The following is an 18541-nucleotide window of genomic DNA, read 5'->3' as shown; positions in this document are numbered from 1 at the left end:
TCCTGAAAGGATCTGTCTTATGAAAGACCTCCCCAACCTGCCGAAGATCGACTTCCTCTATCTGTCCGAGCCCGAAATGATCGCGGCTGGCGTCACCGATATGCCCGCCTGTGTGGATTGTATGGAAGAGATGTTCGCGCTTCTCCACCATGGCGATTACCGCATGGCTGGCCCCAATAGCGACAGCCACGGCGCGATGGTGACCTTCCCCGAGAATTCGCCCTTCGAGACCATGCCCAAACCCACGGCAGACCGCCGCTTCATGGCGATGCCCGCCTATCTGGGCGGCAGCTTCTGCACCGCGGGCGTGAAATGGTATGGCTCCAATATCGCCAATAAGGACAAGGGCCTGCCGCGCTCGATCCTGATGTTCACGCTCAATGATGCCGATACCGGCGCGCCGCTGGCCTATATGTCGGCCAATCTCCTGTCGGCCTATCGCACGGGGGCTGTGCCCGGTGTGGGCGCACGCCATCTGGCGCGCAAGGGCTCGAAAGTCGTGGGCATCTTCGGCCCCGGCGTGATGGCGCGCACGACCCTTGCGGCCTTTATCGCGGCCTGCCCCGAAATCGACACGGTAAAGGTCAAGGGCCGTGGCCAGCGCTCCCTCGATGTCTTCATCGACTGGGTCAAAGAGAACTACCCGCAGATCACCGATATCCGGATCGTCGACGATATCGAGGCGGTGGTGCGTGACAGCGATATCGTCACCTATTGTGCCTCGGGCGAGGTCGGCAACCCCGATGACTACCCGATGGTGAAGCGCGAATGGGTCAAGCCCGGTGCCTTCCTTGCCATGCCCGCACCGTGCAATTTCGATGCCGGAATGGAGGCCGATGATGTGCGCAAGGTGCTCGATAATACCGGCCTTTACGAGGCGTGGTATGAAGAGGTGCCCCATCCCGCACATAATGTGATCCCGCTCGTGGGCGTGAAATTCATGGATATGATCGCCGCTGGCACCATGGCGCCCGAGGCGCTCGAGGATCTGGGGGCGATCGTGGCGGGCGCCGCCGATGGCCGCCGCAACGAGGAGGAGATTATCCTGATGTCGGTGGGCGGCATGCCTGTCGAGGATGTGGCATGGGGCACCGTGCTCTATCGCAATGCGCTCGCCCGCGGCATCGGCACCAAGCTGAACCTCTGGGACGAGCCCGTCCTGCGCTGAGCCAACCGAAATCCCCCGACTTCCCCTGCGTGCCAATTCGCGCAGGGGCCTTTTTCCCGAGAGACACCAGATGACCCAGATCACCAAAATCAAGACCGGCTCGAAATTCGAGGATCATGCCAGCTATTCGCGCATCGTCGCGGTGGATAACTGGATCTTCGTGTCCAATACCGCGGGCCGCGACCCCGTGACCAAGGAGATCCCCGAGGATGTGGGCAGCCAGACCCTGCAGGTCTTTGCCAATATCGAACGCGCTCTGGCAGCTGTGGATAGCGAGTTGGGCGATGTGGTTGCCAGCCGCGTCTTCATCCAGACGCCCTCGGATACCGAGACGGTGATGACACTGATCGGCGAGAAATTCCGCGGCATCGACCCGACCACCACCGTGACCTGCCCGCCGCTCGGATCGAGCGTCTATAAGGTCGAGATCGAGGTGACCGCCTATCGCGGGGCGGCAAAGGCCGAGACGGTCTACAAGACCGTGGCGATCTGAGGGAGAGCACCGATGGCGCCACTGATCGCACCCGTCACGACCTCCACCGAGCTTCCCGTGCGCACCGAAGTCGTGATCATCGGCGGCGGCATCGTGGGGCTGAGTGCGGCCCTTACGCTGGCCGAGCGCGGCATCCCTGTGACCGTGCTCGAAAAGGGCCGGATCGCGGGCGAGCAAAGCTCGCGCAATCTGGGCTGGGTGCGCAAGACCTCTCGCGCGGCGGCCGATATCCCGCTGGCACTGGCCGCCGACCGGCTCTGGCAGGAGATGCCCGCACGCACGGGGATGGATGTCGGCTACCGGCAGGAGGGTATCCTGTTTTGCGCCCGCACCGAGGCCGAGATGGCCGCGCATGAGGCATGGGCGGCCTCGGTCGCGGGGCTGGGGCTGGGCGCGCGGCTCCTGAGCCCTCGGGAGATTGCGGCACTGGTGCCGGGCGGTGCGGCCAACTGGATCGGTGGCGTCACCACGCCAAGCGACGGGCGCGCCGAGCCGACCCTTGCCTCCAGCGCTATCGCCAAAGCCGCCTTGGCCAAGGGCGCGGTGATTGTCGAAAACTGTGCTGTGCGCGGGCTTACGACGCAGGCAGGCCGCGTGAGCGGGGTAATGACCGAGCGCGGCGAGATCGCCTGCGCACAGGTGCTGCTGGCAGGCGGGCTCTGGTCGCGCCGGTTGCTCGGCAATCACGGGATCTCGCTGCCGACATTGCCGCTGATCTGTTCGGCTTTCCGGACCGAGCCGATGGAGGGGCCGAGCGAGGCCGGTGTCGCGGGGCCGGATTTCTCGTTCCGTAAACATATCGATGGCGGCTTTGTCATCACGCAGCGCGCGGCGCTGTCCTGCCCGCTGGTGCTCGATCATCTGTTGCTGGGCCATCGCTATCTGTCCACTCTCAAGGCCACGGCGGGGCTGTTGCGGATCACGCTCAATCGCCAGAGCCTTGACGATCTGCGTCTGGCGCGGCGCTGGCGAATGGATCGGGTCTCGCCATTCGAGAAGACCCGTGTGATGGACCCGCCGACATTGCCCGCGCTGAACGCCGAGGCGCTCGACAATCTTTCCCGCGCCTGGCCGGTCTTCAAGGATGCTAAGATCGCTCAGGGCTGGGCAGGGGTGATGGACATCACGCCCGATAGTCATCCGGTCATCGGGCCGGTGGCAAGCCTGCCGGGGCTGGTGCTGGCCACGGGGTTCTCGGGGCACGGGTTCGGCACCGGCCCAGCAGCCGGACAGCTCGCCGCTGATCTGGTCACAGGGGCTGCACCCTTGGTCGACCCGCATCCCTACCGGTTCGACCGGTTCTAATCGCCGCGCGGCAGAGGCCATGATCTGCCGCGCGGCTCTCTCCTGGAGGCACTTTGTCTCTTCGCCGTGGTTAATGTTGCGCTAGGGTATTGCCGGATACCGCGTGCGGCATTGGCGGCGGGGCGCCGGATGGTGATGATCAGCCATCAACGGCACCTTGGAGGAGGTGCCCATGTCAGACGGTGAGGAGGACCAAACATGGCTACCAATCTGAACATTGAGACAGTGACCGATATCGTGATCAGTGCTATCGGACAGCATGGCGAGATTACCGACCGCCAGCGCGAGCTGATGACCGCTCTTGTGCGTCACCTGCATGATTTCTGCCGCGAGACCAAGCTGCAGCATGACGAGTTCCTTTATACCTGCGAGTTTCTGGCCCGCACCGGCCAGATGTGCTCCGAGAAGCGTCAGGAGTTCATCCTTCTGGGGGATATCCTCGGCGTCGAGATCCTTGTCGATATGCTGTCGAACCCGACCGAGGAGGGCGGCTCCGACAGCTGCATCCTGGGCCCGTTCTACCGCGAGAACCCGCCGGTCCTGCCCAAAGGCGCCTCCACCGTGCAGATGGCCTTCGAGGGTCAGGAGACGGTCTATTTCGAGGGTCATGTCCTTGATGCCGATGGCAAACCGCTCGAAGGTGTGCTGCTCGATGTCTGGGAAGACGCGCCCAACGGCCTTTACGAGAACCACGACTCGAACCAGCCCGAATATAACCTGCGCGGGCGTTTCATCACCGACGAGAAGGGCCATTTTGCCTTCCGTGCGCTGCGCCCTGTGCCCTATCCGATCCCCAATGACGAGTCGGCAGGCGAGCTGATCCGCGCGATGGGCCACCATCCTTTCCGCCCCGGTCACATCCATTTCATGATCGCCAAAGAGGGGTATCGCCCCTTCATCAGTCAGGTCTTCGACAGCTCGTCGGACTACCTCGAGGAGGACTCGGTCTTTGCGGTCAAACAGAGCCTGATCGCCGATTTCAAACCGGCACCCGAGGGGATCGATCAGGACCTCTATGTCAATTTCGATTTCGTCCTGACCCGCGCGGCCAAAGAAACCGCGCTGGCGGCAGAATAAGCGTCCTCCCACGACGCCAAAGCCTCGCAAGGAGGCACCTGCACCCCGCCGCGCCTCTTGCGGCGGGGTTTTGCGTGGGGTTAACTGCGGGGCAGGGAGAGGGTGGATGAATCTCAAACAGTTGCGCTACTTCATGGCGGTGGCCGAGGAACTGCATTTCGGTCGTGCGGCCGAGCGGCTCGGGCTCGCGCAGCCCCCGCTCTCGCGCCAGATCAAGCAGATCGAGGAGGATCTGGGCGCGATCCTTTTCAACCGTGGTCGCAACGCGGTGTCGCTGACGCAGGCGGGGGTGCGGCTGCGCGATCGCGGGCGGCATCTGCTCGGCGAGTTCGACGATATGTGCCTCGAGATCCGCCGGATCGGGCAGGGGGCCGAGGGGCGGCTCCGGATCGGGTTCGTGGGGTCTGCGACCTATTCGATATTGCCCAATATCATCAAGAGCTTCCGCGCGGCCTATCCCGATGTGGCGCTCTCGCTGCTGCCGATGAACAATGCCCGCCTCTATCGCGCGTTGATCGGGCGCGAGATCGATGTGGGTTTTGCGCGGCCCGCGCTGAAAGATGCCGAGCTGATCACCCGCAAACTGATGGACGAGCCGCTGATCGCCGCGATCCCCGATACTTGGGATACGGGAGTGGGGCCTTCGCTGTCTCTGGCCGCGCTGGAGCGCCCGACCTTCCTTCTGTATCCCGAATTTCCGCGCCCATCCTATGCCGATTTCGTGCTCGACGGGTTGGCGGAGTTGAAGATTGACACCTCGCGGCGCAGCTTCACCATGGACCTGCAGACGGCGTTAAGCCTTGTGGCGATTGGCGAGGGGATCTGTATCGTGCCCGGTTCGGTGGCGACGGCGCCGCGTCAGGGGGTGCGCTATATGAAGATCGCCGAACCCATGCGGCAGACCGCGCTCTCGGTGAATTTCCGCATCGATGAACAGGGCGTGCATGCCCATAATTTCGTGACCCTCGCCCAGACCGTGGCCCGCAAGCCGTTCAAAGCATCCGCCTGAGGCCCGATTGCACCTTCTGGAGCGCGGGCAGATATTCCCTGATAATCGCCGCCATGTCACCATGCAGCGCGGCAAAGCCGGTATTGAGGGCGGCCACCACCCGCCCGCGCGCATCATATATCGGCACCGCCAGCGAGCGCAGGCCCAGCTCGACCTCCTGATCAATCGTGGCATAGCCCTGCGTCCGCACCTGCGCGATCACCCCCAATATTTCCTCGGGGTCGGTCAGGCTGCGTGGGCTGCGCGGCGTCAGGTCCGAGGCGTCGAGGGTGGCGCGGGCCTGTGCCTCGGGCAGGGCCGCCAGCAGCACCCGCCCCATCGAGGTGCAATGGGCAGGCAACCGCGATCCGGGCATCAGCCCAATGGACATCACCCGCCGCTGCGCCGCCCGCGCCAGATAGACGATCTCTGTCTCGTCCAGAATCGCCACCGAACAGGATTGCCCGATCTGGTCGGAGAGCTGGTCGAGCCATGGCTGCACCACCTGCGCCAGCGGCATCGAGGCTAACGCCCCCATCCCCAGTCGCAAGACGCGCGGTGTCAGGCTGAAGAACTTGCCGTCATAATCGGCATAGCCTTCGTGATGCAGCGTCAGCAGGCAGCGCCGCGCAGTGGCACGGTCGAACCCCGTGCGCGCGGCCACATCGGTGATGGCAAGGCGCGGTGTGTCGGCCCCGAAACATTCCATCACCTTCAGCGCCTTGGCGAGAGACCCGATATGGTCGGTCGGCTTGTTCAACATGCGAACAAATTCTCCGTCATTATGAACAAAGATCAATATACGAACAATATCCCTTCTCGGGTGCAGGTCGCAAGCGTAATGTCCGGGCCAATTAGGAGGACTTACATGGACAAGACTGTTTCGTCTGTGGCCGCAGCCGTCGCCGATATTCCCGACGATTGCGTGCTGATGATCGGGGGCTTTGGCGGGTCGGGCGCACCGATCGAGCTGATCCACGCATTGATCGACCGGTTCCGCGCGACCGGCAGCCCGAAAAACCTGACCGTAGTCAACAACAACGCCGGTAACGGGTCCATCGGGATCGCGGCGATGATCAAGGCGGGCATGGTGGGCAAGATGATCTGCTCCTTCCCGCGCTCGTCGAATGCCGAAGCCTTCAACGAGAAATATCTCGCGGGCGAGATCGCGCTGGAACTGGTGCCGCAGGGCACGCTGGCCGAACGTATCCGTGCCGCAGGTGCGGGTATCCCCGCCTTCTACACGCCGACCTCTTTCGGGACCGAGCTGGCCGAGGGCAAGCCCGTCGAGGAATTCGACGGCAAATCCTATGTGCAGGAACGCTGGCTGAAGGCCGATTTCGCGCTGATCAAGGGCCATATCGGCGACAAGATGGGCAATATGACCTATCGGATGGCAGGTCGGAACTTCAACCCGCTGATGGCCATGGCCGCGAACCGCACCATCGCGCAGGTCTCCGAACTGGCCGAGCCGGGCGCAATCGACCCGCAGGAAGTCATCACCCCCGGCATCTTCGTGGATGCCATGGTCGAGGTGAAAGACCCGCAACAGGAAGAAGTCCTTGTCCGGACGGGAGTGGTCTACTGATGTCTGATATGAAACTTTCCAACGCGCAGATCGCATGGCGCGCGGCGCAGGATATCGAAGACGGCTCCTATGTGAACCTCGGTATCGGCTTCCCCGAGATGATCGCCAAGTTCCAACCCGAAGGCCGCGATGTGATCTATCACACCGAAAACGGCGTTCTGGGTTTCGGCGAGGCACCGCCCGCCGGTGAAGAGGACTGGGATCTGATCAACGCGGGCAAGAAGGCCGTGACGCTGAACCCCGGTGCCGCCTTTTTCCACCATGCCGACAGCTTTTCCATGGTGCGCGGCGGCCATCTGGATCTGGCCGTGCTGGGCGCTTATCAGGTGGCCCAAAACGGGGATCTGGCCAACTGGCGCGTAGGCTCCAAGGGCGTGCCCGCCGTGGGCGGCGCGATGGATCTGGTGCATGGCGCCAAACGCGTGGCCGTGGTCACCGACCATGTCACCAAGGATGGCAAGCCGAAGCTGGTCGAGGCCTGCACCTTCCCGTTGACCGGTCTGGGCTGTGTGACCCGCGTCTATACCTCGCTTTGCGTGGTGGACATTGTCGACGGCAAGTTTGTCCTGCGCGAGAAACTGGCCGCGATGTCGATGGAAGAACTGCAATCCTACACTGGGGCGACACTCCATGTCGAAGGCAGCGTGGGTGAACTGGCTGTACCGGAGGAGCTGGCATGACCGAAGTCTATATCTGCGACTATATCCGTACCCCGATCGGCCGGTTTGGCGGGGCATTGTCGAGCGTTCGTGCCGATGATCTGGGGGCGATCCCGTTGAAGGCTCTGGCCGAGCGCAACCCTTCGCTCGATCTCGCGCAGATCGACGAGGTGATCTTTGGCTGCGCCAACCAGGCAGGCGAGGATAACCGTAACGTGGCGCGCATGTCGCTTTTGCTTGCGGGCTATCCCGAAACGGTGCCGGGCACCACGATGAACCGTCTTTGCGGTTCGGGCATGGATGCGATCATCACCGCCGCCCGCGCGATCAAGGCGGGCGAGGCGAACCTCATCGTGGCTGGTGGTGTGGAATCCATGTCGCGCGCGCCCTTCGTCATGCCCAAGGCGACTGCAGCCTTCTCGCGTAGCAATTCGGTCGAGGACACCACCATCGGCTGGCGTTTCGTCAACAAGCTGATGAAGAAGATGTATGGCGTGGATTCGATGCCCGAGACGGCAGAGAATGTAGCCGAGGACTTCAACGTCTCGCGCGAGGATCAGGACGCATTTGCCCTGCGCTCGCAGGCTGCCGCTGGCCGCGCGATGGAAAGCGGGCGGCTCGCGCAGGAGATCGTTCCGGTCAGCATCCCGCAGCGCAAGGGCGATCCGGTGGTTGTCGATACCGACGAGCATCCGCGCCCCGAGACGACCCTCGCGGCACTGCAGAAGCTGAAGGCCTTTGTGAAAGAGGGTGGCACCATCACCGCAGGCAATGCGTCCGGTGTGAATGACGGGGCGGCGGCGCTGATCCTCGCCACCAAAGAGGCCGCCGAGGCCAATGGTCTGACCCCCATCGCCCGCGTGCTGGGCGGGGCCACCGCAGGGGTTGCCCCGCGCATCATGGGCTTTGGTCCGGCACCGGCGTCGAAGAAGCTGATGGAGCGTCTGGGGCTGGCGCAGGACGACTTCGCGGTGATCGAGCTGAACGAGGCCTTTGCAAGCCAGGGGCTGGCCACGCTGCGCGACCTGGGGATTGCCGATGATGATGCCCGCGTGAACCGCAATGGTGGCGCGATTGCTCTCGGGCACCCGCTTGGCATGTCGGGTGCACGGATCACCGGCACCGCGATGCTGGATCTGAAGCCGGGCGAGAAGTCGCTGTCGACCATGTGTATCGGCGTGGGGCAAGGGATCGCGATCGCGCTCGAGCGCGTCTGATCCACCGCAATTGCAGAATGGAAAAGGCTGGCGGAGACGCCAGCCTTTTCTTTTGGAGCCCTGTGCGTGGCGTATTACAACGCCGAATGGAGCTTGCGCATGATCTTGGTCATGAAGCTCGCATCGATCCCCTTGGTCAGGGTCACCGCAGGCACCTGCGCCAGCACGGTGCCGTTGGACGAATAGGTGATGGTGCCCACGCGCGCGCCCGCGGGCAGCTCCTCGGGGATCTGCGGGTTGAAGCTCACCGTGGTCTCCACCGATTTCATCAGCGCGCTCGGCACGCTCATCGTCATATCCTCGGCCGCGCCCACGGGGATCTGTTCGGGGTCGAAGCGCGGATCATCGAGTTCGCCCAGCTTGGTGCCCGCCGTCACGACCTGCGCATTCTCGAAGAAATGGTAGCCGTAATCGAGCAGCACTTCGCTTGCGGTGGTGCCGCTGTCCCAATCGGGCGCGCCCATCTCGACCGCGATCAGACGGCGGCCGTTGCGCGAGGCGGTGGCGGCGATGCAATGGCCCGCCGCATCGGTCAGGCCCGTCTTCAGCCCGTCGACCGAGGCATCCTTGAAGAGCACCGGATTCCAGCTGCGCTGGGTGATATTGTCGAAGGTATATTCCTTCTGCGCCGAGATCTCGAGGAACTGCGGATAATCGCGGATGATCGCATGGCTGAGCTTGGCCACATCCAGCGCCGAAGTGTGGATATCGCCCTGCGGCAGGCCCGAGACATTGGTATAATGGGTATCGGCAAGGCCGAGGGTCTTGGCTTCTGCATTCATCGCCAGCACAAATGCCTCCTGCGAGCCGCCCACCGCCTCGGCCAGAGCGACCGCCGCATCATTGCCTGACTGGATGATCAGCCCGTGCAGCAGCTGGTGGATGGTCACTTTGGCGCTGGGGTCGAGAAACATGCGCGAACCGGTGGCCTTCCATGCGGCATTGCTGACCGGCACCACCTGATCCTCGCGCACGCGGCCCTGCGCCAGCGCCTGATAGGTCAGATAGGCGGTCATCATCTTGGTCAGGCTCGCGGGCGCGCGCAAAAGCCCCGCGCCTTTGGAGGCCAGAACCGTGCCGGTCTGCGCATCCATCAGCACATAGCTTGCCACATCCGGCAGGGCAGGTGCCTCGGGCGCGCCGGGCAGGGCGGTGACAGGCGCCTGCTCGGCCGTCAAGGGAGCCGCGGCTTCCTGCGCGGCAGCAGGCGCGCCCCCCGCGCCCGTGCCGAGCGCAAGGCAGAGCAGTGCGGCACCGGTAAGGAGCGATTTCGGGGTAAGACCGGACAGAGAGACCTTCGGGGAGTTCATGGCAACCTTCGCGCTGGAATAAGGGACACAAGCCATCAGACAATGTCCCACCGGCTCGGGATGATTGTGCGCAGTCCTAGAAAGGCGGGCGCGAGGCGTCAACGAAGGGGCGTGCTCACTTCTCCGGCAAGCCGATCACTTTGGATTGAGCAGGGAGCATAGGGCGCCGTGCAATGGCCTACTGCGACATTATTTCCCAGTCTTCTCAACGGCCTTCTGGGGAACCCATCGCCGATGCCGCGGGTTGCGGGGGTAACACTCCTGCGCGTCCTGCGGGCGGCGCGCTCCCATTACATCACAGGATTTTATTGATGGCAGAAGCGAAGGGCGAGAAGCCCATTACAGTCTATGGGGCCTTGGTGGCCAATCTGGTGATCGCGGTGGCGAAATTCGTGGCCGCCGCCTTTACCGGTTCCTCCTCGATGCTATCGGAAGCGATCCACTCGCTGGTCGATACCGGCAATGAGGGGCTTTTGCTCCTTGGGCTGAAACGCTCGAAGAAACCGGCGGATGCACGCCATCCGTTCGGCTACGGGCAGGAGATGTATTTCTGGTCGCTCATCGTGGCGATGCTCCTGTTCTCCATCGGCGGCGGGCTCTCGGTCTATGAAGGGGTGATGCATGCGCTCAACCCAGAGCCGATCGAGGAACCGATCTGGAACTATGCCGTGCTGGGCATCGCCTTCCTCGCCGAGGGGACCTCGTGGTATATCGCGATCAAGGCAATGATGAAGGCCCGCAAACCGGGTGAGGGAGTTCTCAAGACCTTCCGCCGCAGCAAGGACCCGTCGGTCTATACCGTGGTGGCCGAGGATACGGCGGCGCTTTTGGGGATCATCGCAGCGGCGCTTGGTGTGTTTTTGTCGGTCACGCTCGACCAACCCGTATATGACGGGATCGCATCTGTTGTGATCGGTGTGATCCTGATCGGTGTCGCCATCATGCTGGTCATCGAGACCCGCGAGTTGCTGATGGGGGAGGCCGCCGACGAGGATGTGGTGGCCTCGATCCGCGAGATCGCGATGGGCGCGCCTGCAGTGGTCAGTGTGCCGCATCTGCGCACCATGCATCTGGCACCCGACCAGATCCTGCTCAATATCGAGGTCGAGTTCCGCACCGGGATCGCGCCGCGCGAGATTTTCGACACGGTCGAGGGCATTCAGGACCGCATCCATAAGGCGCATCCGCAGGTCCAGCGGATCTTCCTCGAGATCCGGTCGCTGCAATCGGCCCAGATGGCCGTGTCAAGCGCGGTCGCACAGGGCAGCTAGGAGGTCAGGCGGGGGAGGTCACTCGGCGGCCAGCGCCACCTCTCCCAGCCAGCTCTGCGCAGAGCCTTCGAGCACTAGATCGAGATAGACGCCATTGGTCCAGCCGAACCCGTCCTGCAGTTCGTATTCGCCGCCCGTTCCGGCGGCTCGGTCATCGAGCACGTTATATTTCTCGACGAACTTTCCGGTCTCGGCAAAGACATCCTCACAGGCCGTGATCCAGCCCGATTTGATGCGTTGCGCGACGGCAGTATAGCCATAGCGCCGCAACCCGTGGATCGCGATCCATTGCAGCGGCGCCCAGCCATTGGGCGCATCCCATTGCTGGCCGCTGGTGATATCGGTGCTCAGCAGCCCGTAACGTGCCAGAAGCCGTGTCTGCATGGTCTCCGTGCAGCGCGCGGCCTGCGTGCGCGTGGCAGCACCCGCAAAGAGCGGAAACAGCCCTGCCGCCGACACAACGGGGCTCAGCGCGTCCTCGTCGATCAGGCGGTCATGGAAAAAGCCCGTCTCGGGATTGTAGAACCGCTCGCGCAGCGCCTGCGCGCGCCAGTCAGCGGCCTCGCGATACATGGCCGCACGCTCGGGGGCCACTGCCGTGCAGATCTCGGCCAGATAGGTCTCGTGGCACAGGAGTAGCGCGTTCAGATCCACCGGCCAGATCCGCGTCGTGCGGATCGAGCCCAGATCATCAGGGTCCGCGAGCCAGCGCGAGGAGAAATCCCAGCCGCTCTCGCAGGCCGCCCGCAGATTGCGATACAGTCCCGGTGTTTTGGCGGCATGGGCCTGCCAGTGCAGATCGGTGGCAAACATTTCGATCCGCGGCGTGTCCATCGCATCCCAGTAGCGCGCGAGCCCCTCATGGGTGCGCGGGCTCGCGGTCCAGAACCGGTATTCCTTCTCCAGCGCCGGCAGATAGCGCGCCATTACCGCCTTGGGGTCGGGGCTCGCCTGCGCGGCCGCGCGCACCATTGCCCAAAAGAAGGGCGGCTGCGACCGCGAGAGATAATAGGTGCGGAACCCGTTGGGCACGAAGCCGAACCGCTCGATCGCGTCGGCGAAATTTTCCAGCATATCCTCGACGACCGACATCCGCCCCGCGCGGATCAGCCCCAGCAGGGTGAAGAATGTGTCCCAGTAATAGGATTCCTGAAACCGTCCGCCCACCACAACATAGGGACGGTTGAGCGCGATGCGGCTCGATTGCAGGTCGGGATCATCGGCGTCCCGCACCAGAAGCGGCCAGAGCGCCTCGATATGCTCCTGCGGTCCATGCGCGGGATCTGTCTGGTAGTTCGCCTCGCGCGCCCGCACGGGGCGGAAATACTCGTCATAGAACGCCCGCAGATCCATATCGCCCAGCGATTTCCGGACCGTATAGGCCATATAGGTCTCTGCGGGGCTTCGAAGAAGCACGGAATCCGCAATCGCTTTCTCGTCTTCCCACAGGCCGGAGCGCTGCAGGTCGATGAAGAGGTTCGAGAGCCGCTGATCGAGAAAGTCCATACCGTGTCACTTACCTTGGGCGAGAGGGAGGCCATTGGCCCCAATGGTGGGGCGTGGCCGTGAAGTGGCAAGAGCTAAGTATCCACCCTGCCGGTCCTCAAGGGGCACACGGGATTTTTCCGGCGAAGTGACCGGTTCTTCGGCATAATCAGACCGGCGCGCGACCCTATTGAAGCGCGAGTTATCGGTCCGATCTGCTGGCTCTCCTCCTCGTGACTTGCAGATTCCGGTGATCGGACATATGGGACGAATTAGATGATAGCTCATCTAATGATGGTTCATCTTATCCGTCCCGTGAAACGCCGCCGAAGGAGACATCCGTGTCGCAAGAACAGTCGTTTGATATGCAGAGCTGGGACGATCTGGGCCGGATCATTCCGGCGGTGGGCCAGTCATGGCGCCGCGTTCTGGGCCAGAGACTGGCAAATGAGGGCCTGTCCGACGCTACCGCGCTGCCGATGCTGGTGCTCTGGCGTCCGGGCAAGGATGCGATGCGGCAGAACGAGCTGGCTCAGCTTCTGGGGCTGGAGACCTCGGGCGTGGTGCGCCTTCTGGACAGGTTGAGTGCACGGGGCCTTCTGCGCCGGATCGAGGATCCGTCGGATCGCCGTGCGAAACTTCTGGAGCTGACCGAGGAGGGGGCCGAGCTGGCCGCGCGGGCCAATCGGGTGGCACGGGTGCTGCGGCGCGAGCTGCTCGACCAGTTCGCCCCCGACGATCTCGAGGCGGCCTATCGCGTGCTCGCCCAGCTCTCGGAGACGCTTGATGACTATGAGGCCAAGCAGAAAGGCAGATCATGATCGCGGGCGGAATTCAGGTCCATCATGTGATCTTCTCGGTGAAGGCCTTCATTGCGGGGATGCTGGCCTATCTGATTGCCGATTATTTCGGGCTGACCAATCCTTACTGGGCCTTGGGAAGCGCCTATATCGTAACCAACCCGCTCTCGGGTTCGGTGGCTTCCAAGGCCGTCTACCGTTTGGGTGGCACGGTTCTTGGCGCGGGAGCGGTGATCGTTCTGGTGCCCTCTTTTGTGCAGGAGCCGGTGCTTCTGGTGATGGCGATCACGCTCTGGGCCGCGATCTGCCTGTTCGTGTCCTCGCTCGACCGCACAGCGCGCGCCTATGTCTTCATGCTGGCGGGCTATACGGCGGCGCTGACGGGGTTCTCCATCGTCAGCACTCCCGAGATCAGCTTCACCTATGGCACAAGCCGCATGATCGAGATCGGTATCGGTATCCTATGCGCGTCTGTCGTGGGGCGTCTGATCCTGCCGCAGGCCCTTGCGCCGGTCCTGTCCGGCAAGGTCGAGGGATGGCTCTCCAGTGCCGCCGATCTGACCCGCGAGGTGCTCTCGGGCGAGACCGGTGCCGCAAGGACGCAAGCCGAGCGTAACCGTCTGGCCGCCGATGCAACGGGGATGCGGATGCTCGGGGCGCAGGTGGCCTATGAAGGCGCGCAGGCGCGCGCCGCGGTCGAGCGGTTACAGGCGATCAAATACCGGATGGTGATGATCCTGCCGCAGCTCTCGGAACTGGCCGATCTTCGCACAGCACTCGGCCAGAGCGCGAGGGGGCGGGAGGCCGGTCGGGCGATCATTGCCCCCGTGCAGGACTGGCTCGACATGGAGGATGCGCAGGCGCTGGCCGCCGTGGATCGCTTGCTCTCACGTCTGGCACAGACCGGCGCTGCCGTGCTCGCAGACGACAGCGAGGCGCTTCGCGCGCTTTGGAAGGGCGCGCCCGCTGGAGCCTTGGGCACATGGGAGGCACTTCTTGTCACCCGTCTGGCCGAGCGGCTCTCGGATCTGGTGTGTATCTGGAACGATTGTCGCATCCTGCGCTCGGATCTTGCCCATAGCGAGGGCCCTGCACTGCGCCAGAGCCTTTCGTCACGCTACCGTCGCTCGGATCATCTGCATTTCGATTACGGCACCTCGGTGCTGGCTGTGGTCACGATGATGGTCGCCGCAGGTATCGCGGCCGCGATCTGGATCGGGACGGGGTGGCATTACGGGGCGGGCATGCTGGAATTTGCCATCATCATGTGCTCGTTCATGGCGGCGATGGACAATTCGGTGCCGGTCATGAAGAAGGTGCTGCAGCTCACCCTGATCGCGCTCGGGCTGGCCTTTGTTTACCAGTTTGCGATCCTGCCCGCAATTGGCGGTGGCTTTGCGGCCGAGGCTGCGGCACTGGCCTTCGTGCTGATCCCCTGTGGCATCCTCATGGCTTCGCCGCCCACATGGTTTGCGGGCTTCCAGGTGAGCGTGAATCTGATCTATATGCTGACCCTCAGCAACCAGATCGGCACCGATCTCGTATCTTTCACCAATGCGTCTCTGGGCACTGTCGCGGGGCTGATCGTGGCGGCTACGGTCACCTCGGTATTCCGTGCCATCGGTGCCGAACGGGCGGCCACGCGGATCGCTCGGGCGGGCTGGTCTGTGGTGATCGATGCGGCCTCGGGCCGACGCAATTTCGAGCGTGAACGGCTTTACGGGCGCATGCTCGACCGTCTGGGGCAGATCGTCCCGCGGCTTGGCGCACTCCCCGAAGGATCACGGGTGCGAGGCAATGATATTCTTCGCGATCTTCGGGTCTCGCTCACCGTGATGCAGATCCAGCGCGCCAAGGCCGCTCTGGCCCCCGTTGCGCGGATGCGGACAGAGGAGGTTCTGGCCCGTATTGCGGCGCTGTATCGCGCGCGTCGCAGGCATCAGGAAGGTGCGCCGGACGATCTGCGCAGGGCGCTCGACATGGCACTTGCCGCGGTGCCGCTCTCGGACCGGCCCCTGTGCGATGCGCTTGCCGGGCTGCGTTGCACGCTCTTCGCAGCCGCTCCGCCTCCCGGTCTGGATCCCCTATACAGGCCGTCTTTCGACCGGCGCACCGACGATGAAAGGATACCGGCATGAGACCCGAATATGACGTCATGGGCGTCTTCGTCCCGACCCTGATGCTCCTGGGGCTAGTCTGTTACGGGCTGTTCCGGATGCTGCATCATGTGCTTGCCCAGAGAGGCCTCTATCGACATGTCTGGCACCCCGCATTGTTCGATATCGCGCTTTATTTCACCCTTCTCGGCGCCGCCGGATATCTATTGGAGTTTGTAACGCCGTGATCTCTTCTCTCAAACGCAACGGGGGGCGCGTGGCGCTGACCTTCGTCATGGTGGCCTGTGCGGGGTTTCTCGGCTGGCATCTGTGGAACTATTACATGAACGCGCCCTGGACCCGTGATGGCAGGGTCTCGGCCGATGTGGTGCAGATCGCGCCCGAGGTCGCGGGGCGCATTGACAAGGTCGCGGTGAAAAATGACCAGTTCGTCCATGCGGGTGATCTGTTGTTCGAGGTCGACCCGTCCAGTTTCAAACTTGCGGTCGAGCAGGCGCAGGCCGAGCTCGATAGCGAGCGCGAGACGATGGAGCTGAAAGCCTCGATCGCGCATCGCAATGACAGCCTGACGAAACACGGCACCATCAGCGTGGAAACCAACGAGGAGGCGCAACGCGAGGCGGCGGCGGCGGCGGCCAATGTTCGCTCGGCCAAAGCGGCGCTCGCCATCGCGCAGCTCGATCTCCAGCGGGTCGCCGTGCGCGCGCCAACCGATGGTTATGTGACCAACCTGCATCTGCGTCAGGGCGATTACGCCGTAGCGGGCACCGATGCGGTCAATCTGGTGGATGCCAAAAGCTTCCGGATCACCGGCTATTTCCGTGAGACCCAGCTGCCGCGTATCACCCTGGGCGCGCCGGTCTCGGTCAAGCTGATGGGCGCGCGCGGAACCGTTACCGGCCATGTGGCAAGCTTCGGGCGCGGTGTGGCCGATAGCAACAGCGCAAGCGACACGCTGGGCCTGCCCGATGTCGATCCGGTCTTCGAATGGGTGCGTCTGGCCCAGCGTATTCCGGTGACCGTGCAGATCGATACCCTGCCCGAAGGCGCCGTCCTGTCTGCGGGCATGAGCGCGAGTGTCTATATCGACAAAACAACCAAGAATGTTCGTGGCAATGTGCCTTTCAAGGGCGAAGTTCTGCTGGCACCAGCCAGCTAACCCACGCGCGATAGGTTCTTCGGCGGGGCGGGGGAAACTCCGCCCCGTTCCCTTTCGCGCGGCACGAATGCGCCACGACACTGGCCCGGTCTACCAATTCATAAGCAGGCTTCTCATCGCATAGACATTAGGCGGCTCTCGTATTTGTGGTTTATATTTCAGGCAGTTGGCAGGCGCGTTCCATCACGTCACCTCGCGCCTTTACACGAGGCCGTGCAGGCCCGGGATCTTTGGGCGCGGCCGGATTACCACCAGACCAAACCGAAAAATAAAAATGGGGATTGAAAAACTATGGCATCCATAGAGTCGATGGGGGCTGCCGCAACGGGCAGTGCCGGAAAACTGAAACGCGATGTGGGGATTATCGGGCTTCTCTTCGCCTCGACCACCTCGATGATCGGCTCGGGCTGGCTCTTCGGGGCCTATCACGCGTCGAAAATCGCGGGACCGCTGGCGGTCTGGTCATGGGTGATCGGGGCCGTCATCATCATGCTGATCGCGCTCTGCTTTGCCGAGCTGTCGACGATGTTCGCCAAATCCGGCGCGCTCGTGCATATGAGCCATGCCAGCCACGGCCAGACATTGGGGCGGCTCTGGGGCTGGATGCTGTTTCTCAGCTATGCGCCGATTCCGGCGGTCGAGGCCGAGGGCATCCTGACCTATGCCAATAACTATCTGCCCTATTTCCTGAAAGGGGATGGTTCGGGCAGCCTGAACGCTATGGGCTTTGTGGCGGCCGTCGTTCTGCTATCGGTGCTGGCGGTGCTGAACCTGATGGCGGTGAAGGCACTTCTGAAAGTCTCGAACACCGTGACATGGTGGAAGATCGCGATCCCGCTGGTGACGGTGGTGGGGCTGATCGCGGCCTCGACCCATTGGGGCGTGTGGCATGCGGGCGCGGGCACCTATTCGACCCAAGGCATGTTCACCGCCATTCCGGCGGCGGGCATCGTGTTCTCCTTCCTCGGCTTCCGCACCGCCATCGATCTGGGCGGCGAGAGTGCCAATCCGGGGCGCAATATCCCGATGGCGGTGATCGGCTCGGTGATTTTGGGGGCTGTGATCTATATCCTGCTGCAGGTGGCCTTCATCATGGCGCTCTCGCCCGATGATCTGGCAGATGGCTGGGCCTCGTTGAACTTCGCGGGATCGGCCGGGCCGTTTGCGGGTCTGGCGATGACGCTCGGGATGGGCTGGCTTGCGGTGCTGCTCTATGCCGATGCCTATGTCTCGCCGGGCGGGACGGGGCTGATCTATATCACCGGTGGCGCGCGTATCCTGCATGCGGTGGGCGATACCGGCGCGGGACCGAAATCCCTGTCGCGTGTCAATGCCGCAGGCGTGCCGCTGACCGCCGTCATCGTGATGTGGATCGCGGGGATCTTCTTCCTGCTGCCCTTCCCTGCATGGCAGATGATGGTGGGCTATATCAGCTCGGTCACCGTGCTGACCTACGGGTTGGGCCCGATTGTGCTTCTGATCCTGCGCCGGTCGCAGCCCGATCTGAAACGCAGCTTCCGGCTGGCGGGTGCGGGCGTGCTGGCGCCTGTGGCCTTCATTGCCTCGAACCTCGTGATCTACTGGACGGGGTTCTATACCGACTCGATCCTTTTCGGAATGCTAGTTGTGGGCTTTGCGATCTATGCCTTCGTGTTCCATGTCCTGCAGAAACGCAGTGCCGAAGAGTTCGGCTGGAAGCATCTGGGCTGGCTCGGCGCATGGTTTGCGGGGATCTGGCTGCTGACCGGCCTCAGCGATAGCGGCGCCGATATCGTGGGCTTCTGGACCGGCATGGCGCTGGTCGCCTTGTGGTCGCTGGTCGTGGTGTGGATGGCGCTGCGTTCCGCGCTTCCGGCGGAGGAAACCGTCGAGCTGATGGAGCACTTCCAGAGCGGCAACTAACC

17 protein-coding genes are annotated in these 18541 nt (G+C 63.2%); 14 read left to right on the top strand and 3 right to left on the bottom strand.

Annotated features, from left to right (window positions below; all coding sequences use genetic code 11):
* Positions 1-19 precede the first annotated feature (19 nt).
* The 5 genes from WDB91_RS15670 (at position 20) to WDB91_RS15650 (ending at position 5052) form a co-directional block, all read left to right on the top strand.
* A complete protein-coding gene (locus WDB91_RS15670; RefSeq protein WP_339114564.1) occupies positions 20-1168 on the top strand; it encodes a tyramine oxidase subunit B in 1149 nt (382 codons plus the stop codon).
* A 70-nt stretch (positions 1169-1238) separates the two neighbouring features.
* A complete protein-coding gene (locus WDB91_RS15665; RefSeq protein ID WP_339114563.1) occupies positions 1239-1661 on the top strand; it encodes a RidA family protein in 423 nt (140 codons plus the stop codon).
* Between the two features lie 12 nt (positions 1662-1673).
* A complete protein-coding gene (locus WDB91_RS15660) occupies positions 1674-2966 on the top strand; it encodes an FAD-binding oxidoreductase (RefSeq protein WP_339114562.1) in 1293 nt (430 codons plus the stop codon).
* A gap of 198 nt (positions 2967-3164) precedes the next feature.
* Entirely contained in the window at positions 3165-4043 is an 879-nt protein-coding gene (locus WDB91_RS15655) for a dioxygenase (protein ID WP_339114561.1), read from the top strand.
* Positions 4044-4149: 106 nt separating this feature from the next.
* Positions 4150-5052, top strand: coding sequence for a LysR family transcriptional regulator (locus WDB91_RS15650; RefSeq protein ID WP_339114560.1), 903 nt, complete (start codon positions 4150-4152; stop codon positions 5050-5052).
* Here the strand turns inward: WDB91_RS15650 and WDB91_RS15645 are convergent.
* A complete protein-coding gene (locus WDB91_RS15645; protein WP_339114559.1) occupies positions 5036-5794 on the bottom strand; it encodes an IclR family transcriptional regulator in 759 nt (252 codons plus the stop codon). The two genes, WDB91_RS15650 and WDB91_RS15645, sit on opposite strands and share 17 nt — an antisense overlap.
* 105 nt (positions 5795-5899) lie before the next feature.
* Between WDB91_RS15645 and WDB91_RS15640 the strand changes: the two genes are divergently transcribed.
* From WDB91_RS15640 to pcaF, 3 genes are read left to right on the top strand one after another with little or no spacing between them, the layout of a single operon-like run.
* Complete coding sequence (locus WDB91_RS15640) at positions 5900-6619, top strand: 3-oxoacid CoA-transferase subunit A (RefSeq protein WP_339114558.1); 720 nt, start codon at positions 5900-5902, stop codon at positions 6617-6619.
* Positions 6619-7299: a 3-oxoacid CoA-transferase subunit B gene (locus tag WDB91_RS15635; protein WP_339114557.1), complete on the top strand. Its 681-nt coding sequence runs from the start codon at positions 6619-6621 to the stop codon at positions 7297-7299. Before WDB91_RS15640 ends, WDB91_RS15635 begins: the two co-directional genes overlap by 1 nt.
* A complete protein-coding gene (gene pcaF, locus WDB91_RS15630; protein ID WP_339114556.1) occupies positions 7296-8495 on the top strand; it encodes a 3-oxoadipyl-CoA thiolase in 1200 nt (399 codons plus the stop codon). Before WDB91_RS15635 ends, pcaF begins: the two co-directional genes overlap by 4 nt.
* 74 nt (positions 8496-8569) lie before the next feature.
* On the opposite strand, the gene WDB91_RS15625 is transcribed toward pcaF, so the two are convergent.
* Positions 8570-9805, bottom strand: a complete 1236-nt coding sequence (locus tag WDB91_RS15625; RefSeq protein ID WP_339114555.1) for a D-alanyl-D-alanine carboxypeptidase family protein — start codon at positions 9803-9805, stop codon at positions 8570-8572.
* Positions 9806-10116: 311 nt separating this feature from the next.
* On the opposite strand from WDB91_RS15625, the gene WDB91_RS15620 reads away from it, so the two are divergent.
* Entirely contained in the window at positions 10117-11076 is a 960-nt protein-coding gene (locus WDB91_RS15620) for a cation diffusion facilitator family transporter (protein WP_339114554.1), read from the top strand.
* 18 nt (positions 11077-11094) lie between these two features.
* On the opposite strand, the gene WDB91_RS15615 is transcribed toward WDB91_RS15620, so the two are convergent.
* Complete coding sequence (locus WDB91_RS15615) at positions 11095-12582, bottom strand: trehalase family glycosidase (RefSeq protein ID WP_339114553.1); 1488 nt, start codon at positions 12580-12582, stop codon at positions 11095-11097.
* A 320-nt stretch (positions 12583-12902) separates the two neighbouring features.
* Between WDB91_RS15615 and WDB91_RS15610 the strand changes: the two genes are divergently transcribed.
* From WDB91_RS15610 to WDB91_RS15590, 5 genes are all read left to right on the top strand, one after another.
* Positions 12903-13382: a MarR family transcriptional regulator gene (locus WDB91_RS15610; protein ID WP_339114552.1), complete on the top strand. Its 480-nt coding sequence runs from the start codon at positions 12903-12905 to the stop codon at positions 13380-13382.
* Positions 13379-15499: an FUSC family protein gene (locus tag WDB91_RS15605; protein ID WP_339114551.1), complete on the top strand. Its 2121-nt coding sequence runs from the start codon at positions 13379-13381 to the stop codon at positions 15497-15499. Before WDB91_RS15610 ends, WDB91_RS15605 begins: the two co-directional genes overlap by 4 nt.
* On the top strand, positions 15496-15705 hold the full coding sequence (locus WDB91_RS15600; RefSeq protein WP_339114550.1) for a DUF1656 domain-containing protein: 210 nt from the start codon (positions 15496-15498) through the stop codon (positions 15703-15705). Before WDB91_RS15605 ends, WDB91_RS15600 begins: the two co-directional genes overlap by 4 nt.
* On the top strand, positions 15702-16637 hold the full coding sequence (locus WDB91_RS15595) for an HlyD family secretion protein (RefSeq protein WP_339114549.1): 936 nt from the start codon (positions 15702-15704) through the stop codon (positions 16635-16637). Before WDB91_RS15600 ends, WDB91_RS15595 begins: the two co-directional genes overlap by 4 nt.
* Before the next feature lie 291 nt (positions 16638-16928).
* Entirely contained in the window at positions 16929-18539 is a 1611-nt protein-coding gene (locus WDB91_RS15590) for an APC family permease (protein WP_339114548.1), read from the top strand.
* Positions 18540-18541: the final 2 nt, after the last annotated feature.

The organism is Thioclava sp. GXIMD2076 (assembly GCF_037949795.1).
Taxonomy (GTDB): Bacteria; Pseudomonadota; Alphaproteobacteria; order Rhodobacterales; family Rhodobacteraceae; genus Thioclava; species Thioclava kandeliae.
This window is presented reverse-complemented; position numbering and strand designations above follow the sequence as displayed.

What these genes read in the sequence shown, in the direction of transcription:
- WDB91_RS15670 (WP_339114564.1), top strand. Translation starts at nt 20, where the DNA reads ATGAAAGACCTCCCCAACCTGCCGAAGATCGACTTCCTCTATCTGTCC.
- WDB91_RS15665 (WP_339114563.1), top strand. Translation starts at nt 1,239, where the DNA reads ATGACCCAGATCACCAAAATCAAGACCGGCTCGAAATTCGAGGATCAT.
- WDB91_RS15660 (WP_339114562.1), top strand. Translation starts at nt 1,674, where the DNA reads ATGGCGCCACTGATCGCACCCGTCACGACCTCCACCGAGCTTCCCGTG.
- WDB91_RS15655 (WP_339114561.1), top strand. Translation starts at nt 3,165, where the DNA reads ATGGCTACCAATCTGAACATTGAGACAGTGACCGATATCGTGATCAGT.
- WDB91_RS15650 (WP_339114560.1), top strand. Translation starts at nt 4,150, where the DNA reads ATGAATCTCAAACAGTTGCGCTACTTCATGGCGGTGGCCGAGGAACTG.
- WDB91_RS15645 (WP_339114559.1), bottom strand. Translation starts at nt 5,794, where the DNA reads ATGTTGAACAAGCCGACCGACCATATCGGGTCTCTCGCCAAGGCGCTG.
- WDB91_RS15640 (WP_339114558.1), top strand. Translation starts at nt 5,900, where the DNA reads ATGGACAAGACTGTTTCGTCTGTGGCCGCAGCCGTCGCCGATATTCCC.
- WDB91_RS15635 (WP_339114557.1), top strand. Translation starts at nt 6,619, where the DNA reads ATGTCTGATATGAAACTTTCCAACGCGCAGATCGCATGGCGCGCGGCG.
- pcaF (WP_339114556.1), top strand. Translation starts at nt 7,296, where the DNA reads ATGACCGAAGTCTATATCTGCGACTATATCCGTACCCCGATCGGCCGG.
- WDB91_RS15625 (WP_339114555.1), bottom strand. Translation starts at nt 9,805, where the DNA reads ATGAACTCCCCGAAGGTCTCTCTGTCCGGTCTTACCCCGAAATCGCTC.
- WDB91_RS15620 (WP_339114554.1), top strand. Translation starts at nt 10,117, where the DNA reads ATGGCAGAAGCGAAGGGCGAGAAGCCCATTACAGTCTATGGGGCCTTG.
- WDB91_RS15615 (WP_339114553.1), bottom strand. Translation starts at nt 12,582, where the DNA reads ATGGACTTTCTCGATCAGCGGCTCTCGAACCTCTTCATCGACCTGCAG.
- WDB91_RS15605 (WP_339114551.1), top strand. Translation starts at nt 13,379, where the DNA reads ATGATCGCGGGCGGAATTCAGGTCCATCATGTGATCTTCTCGGTGAAG.
- WDB91_RS15600 (WP_339114550.1), top strand. Translation starts at nt 15,496, where the DNA reads ATGAGACCCGAATATGACGTCATGGGCGTCTTCGTCCCGACCCTGATG.
- WDB91_RS15590 (WP_339114548.1), top strand. Translation starts at nt 16,929, where the DNA reads ATGGCATCCATAGAGTCGATGGGGGCTGCCGCAACGGGCAGTGCCGGA.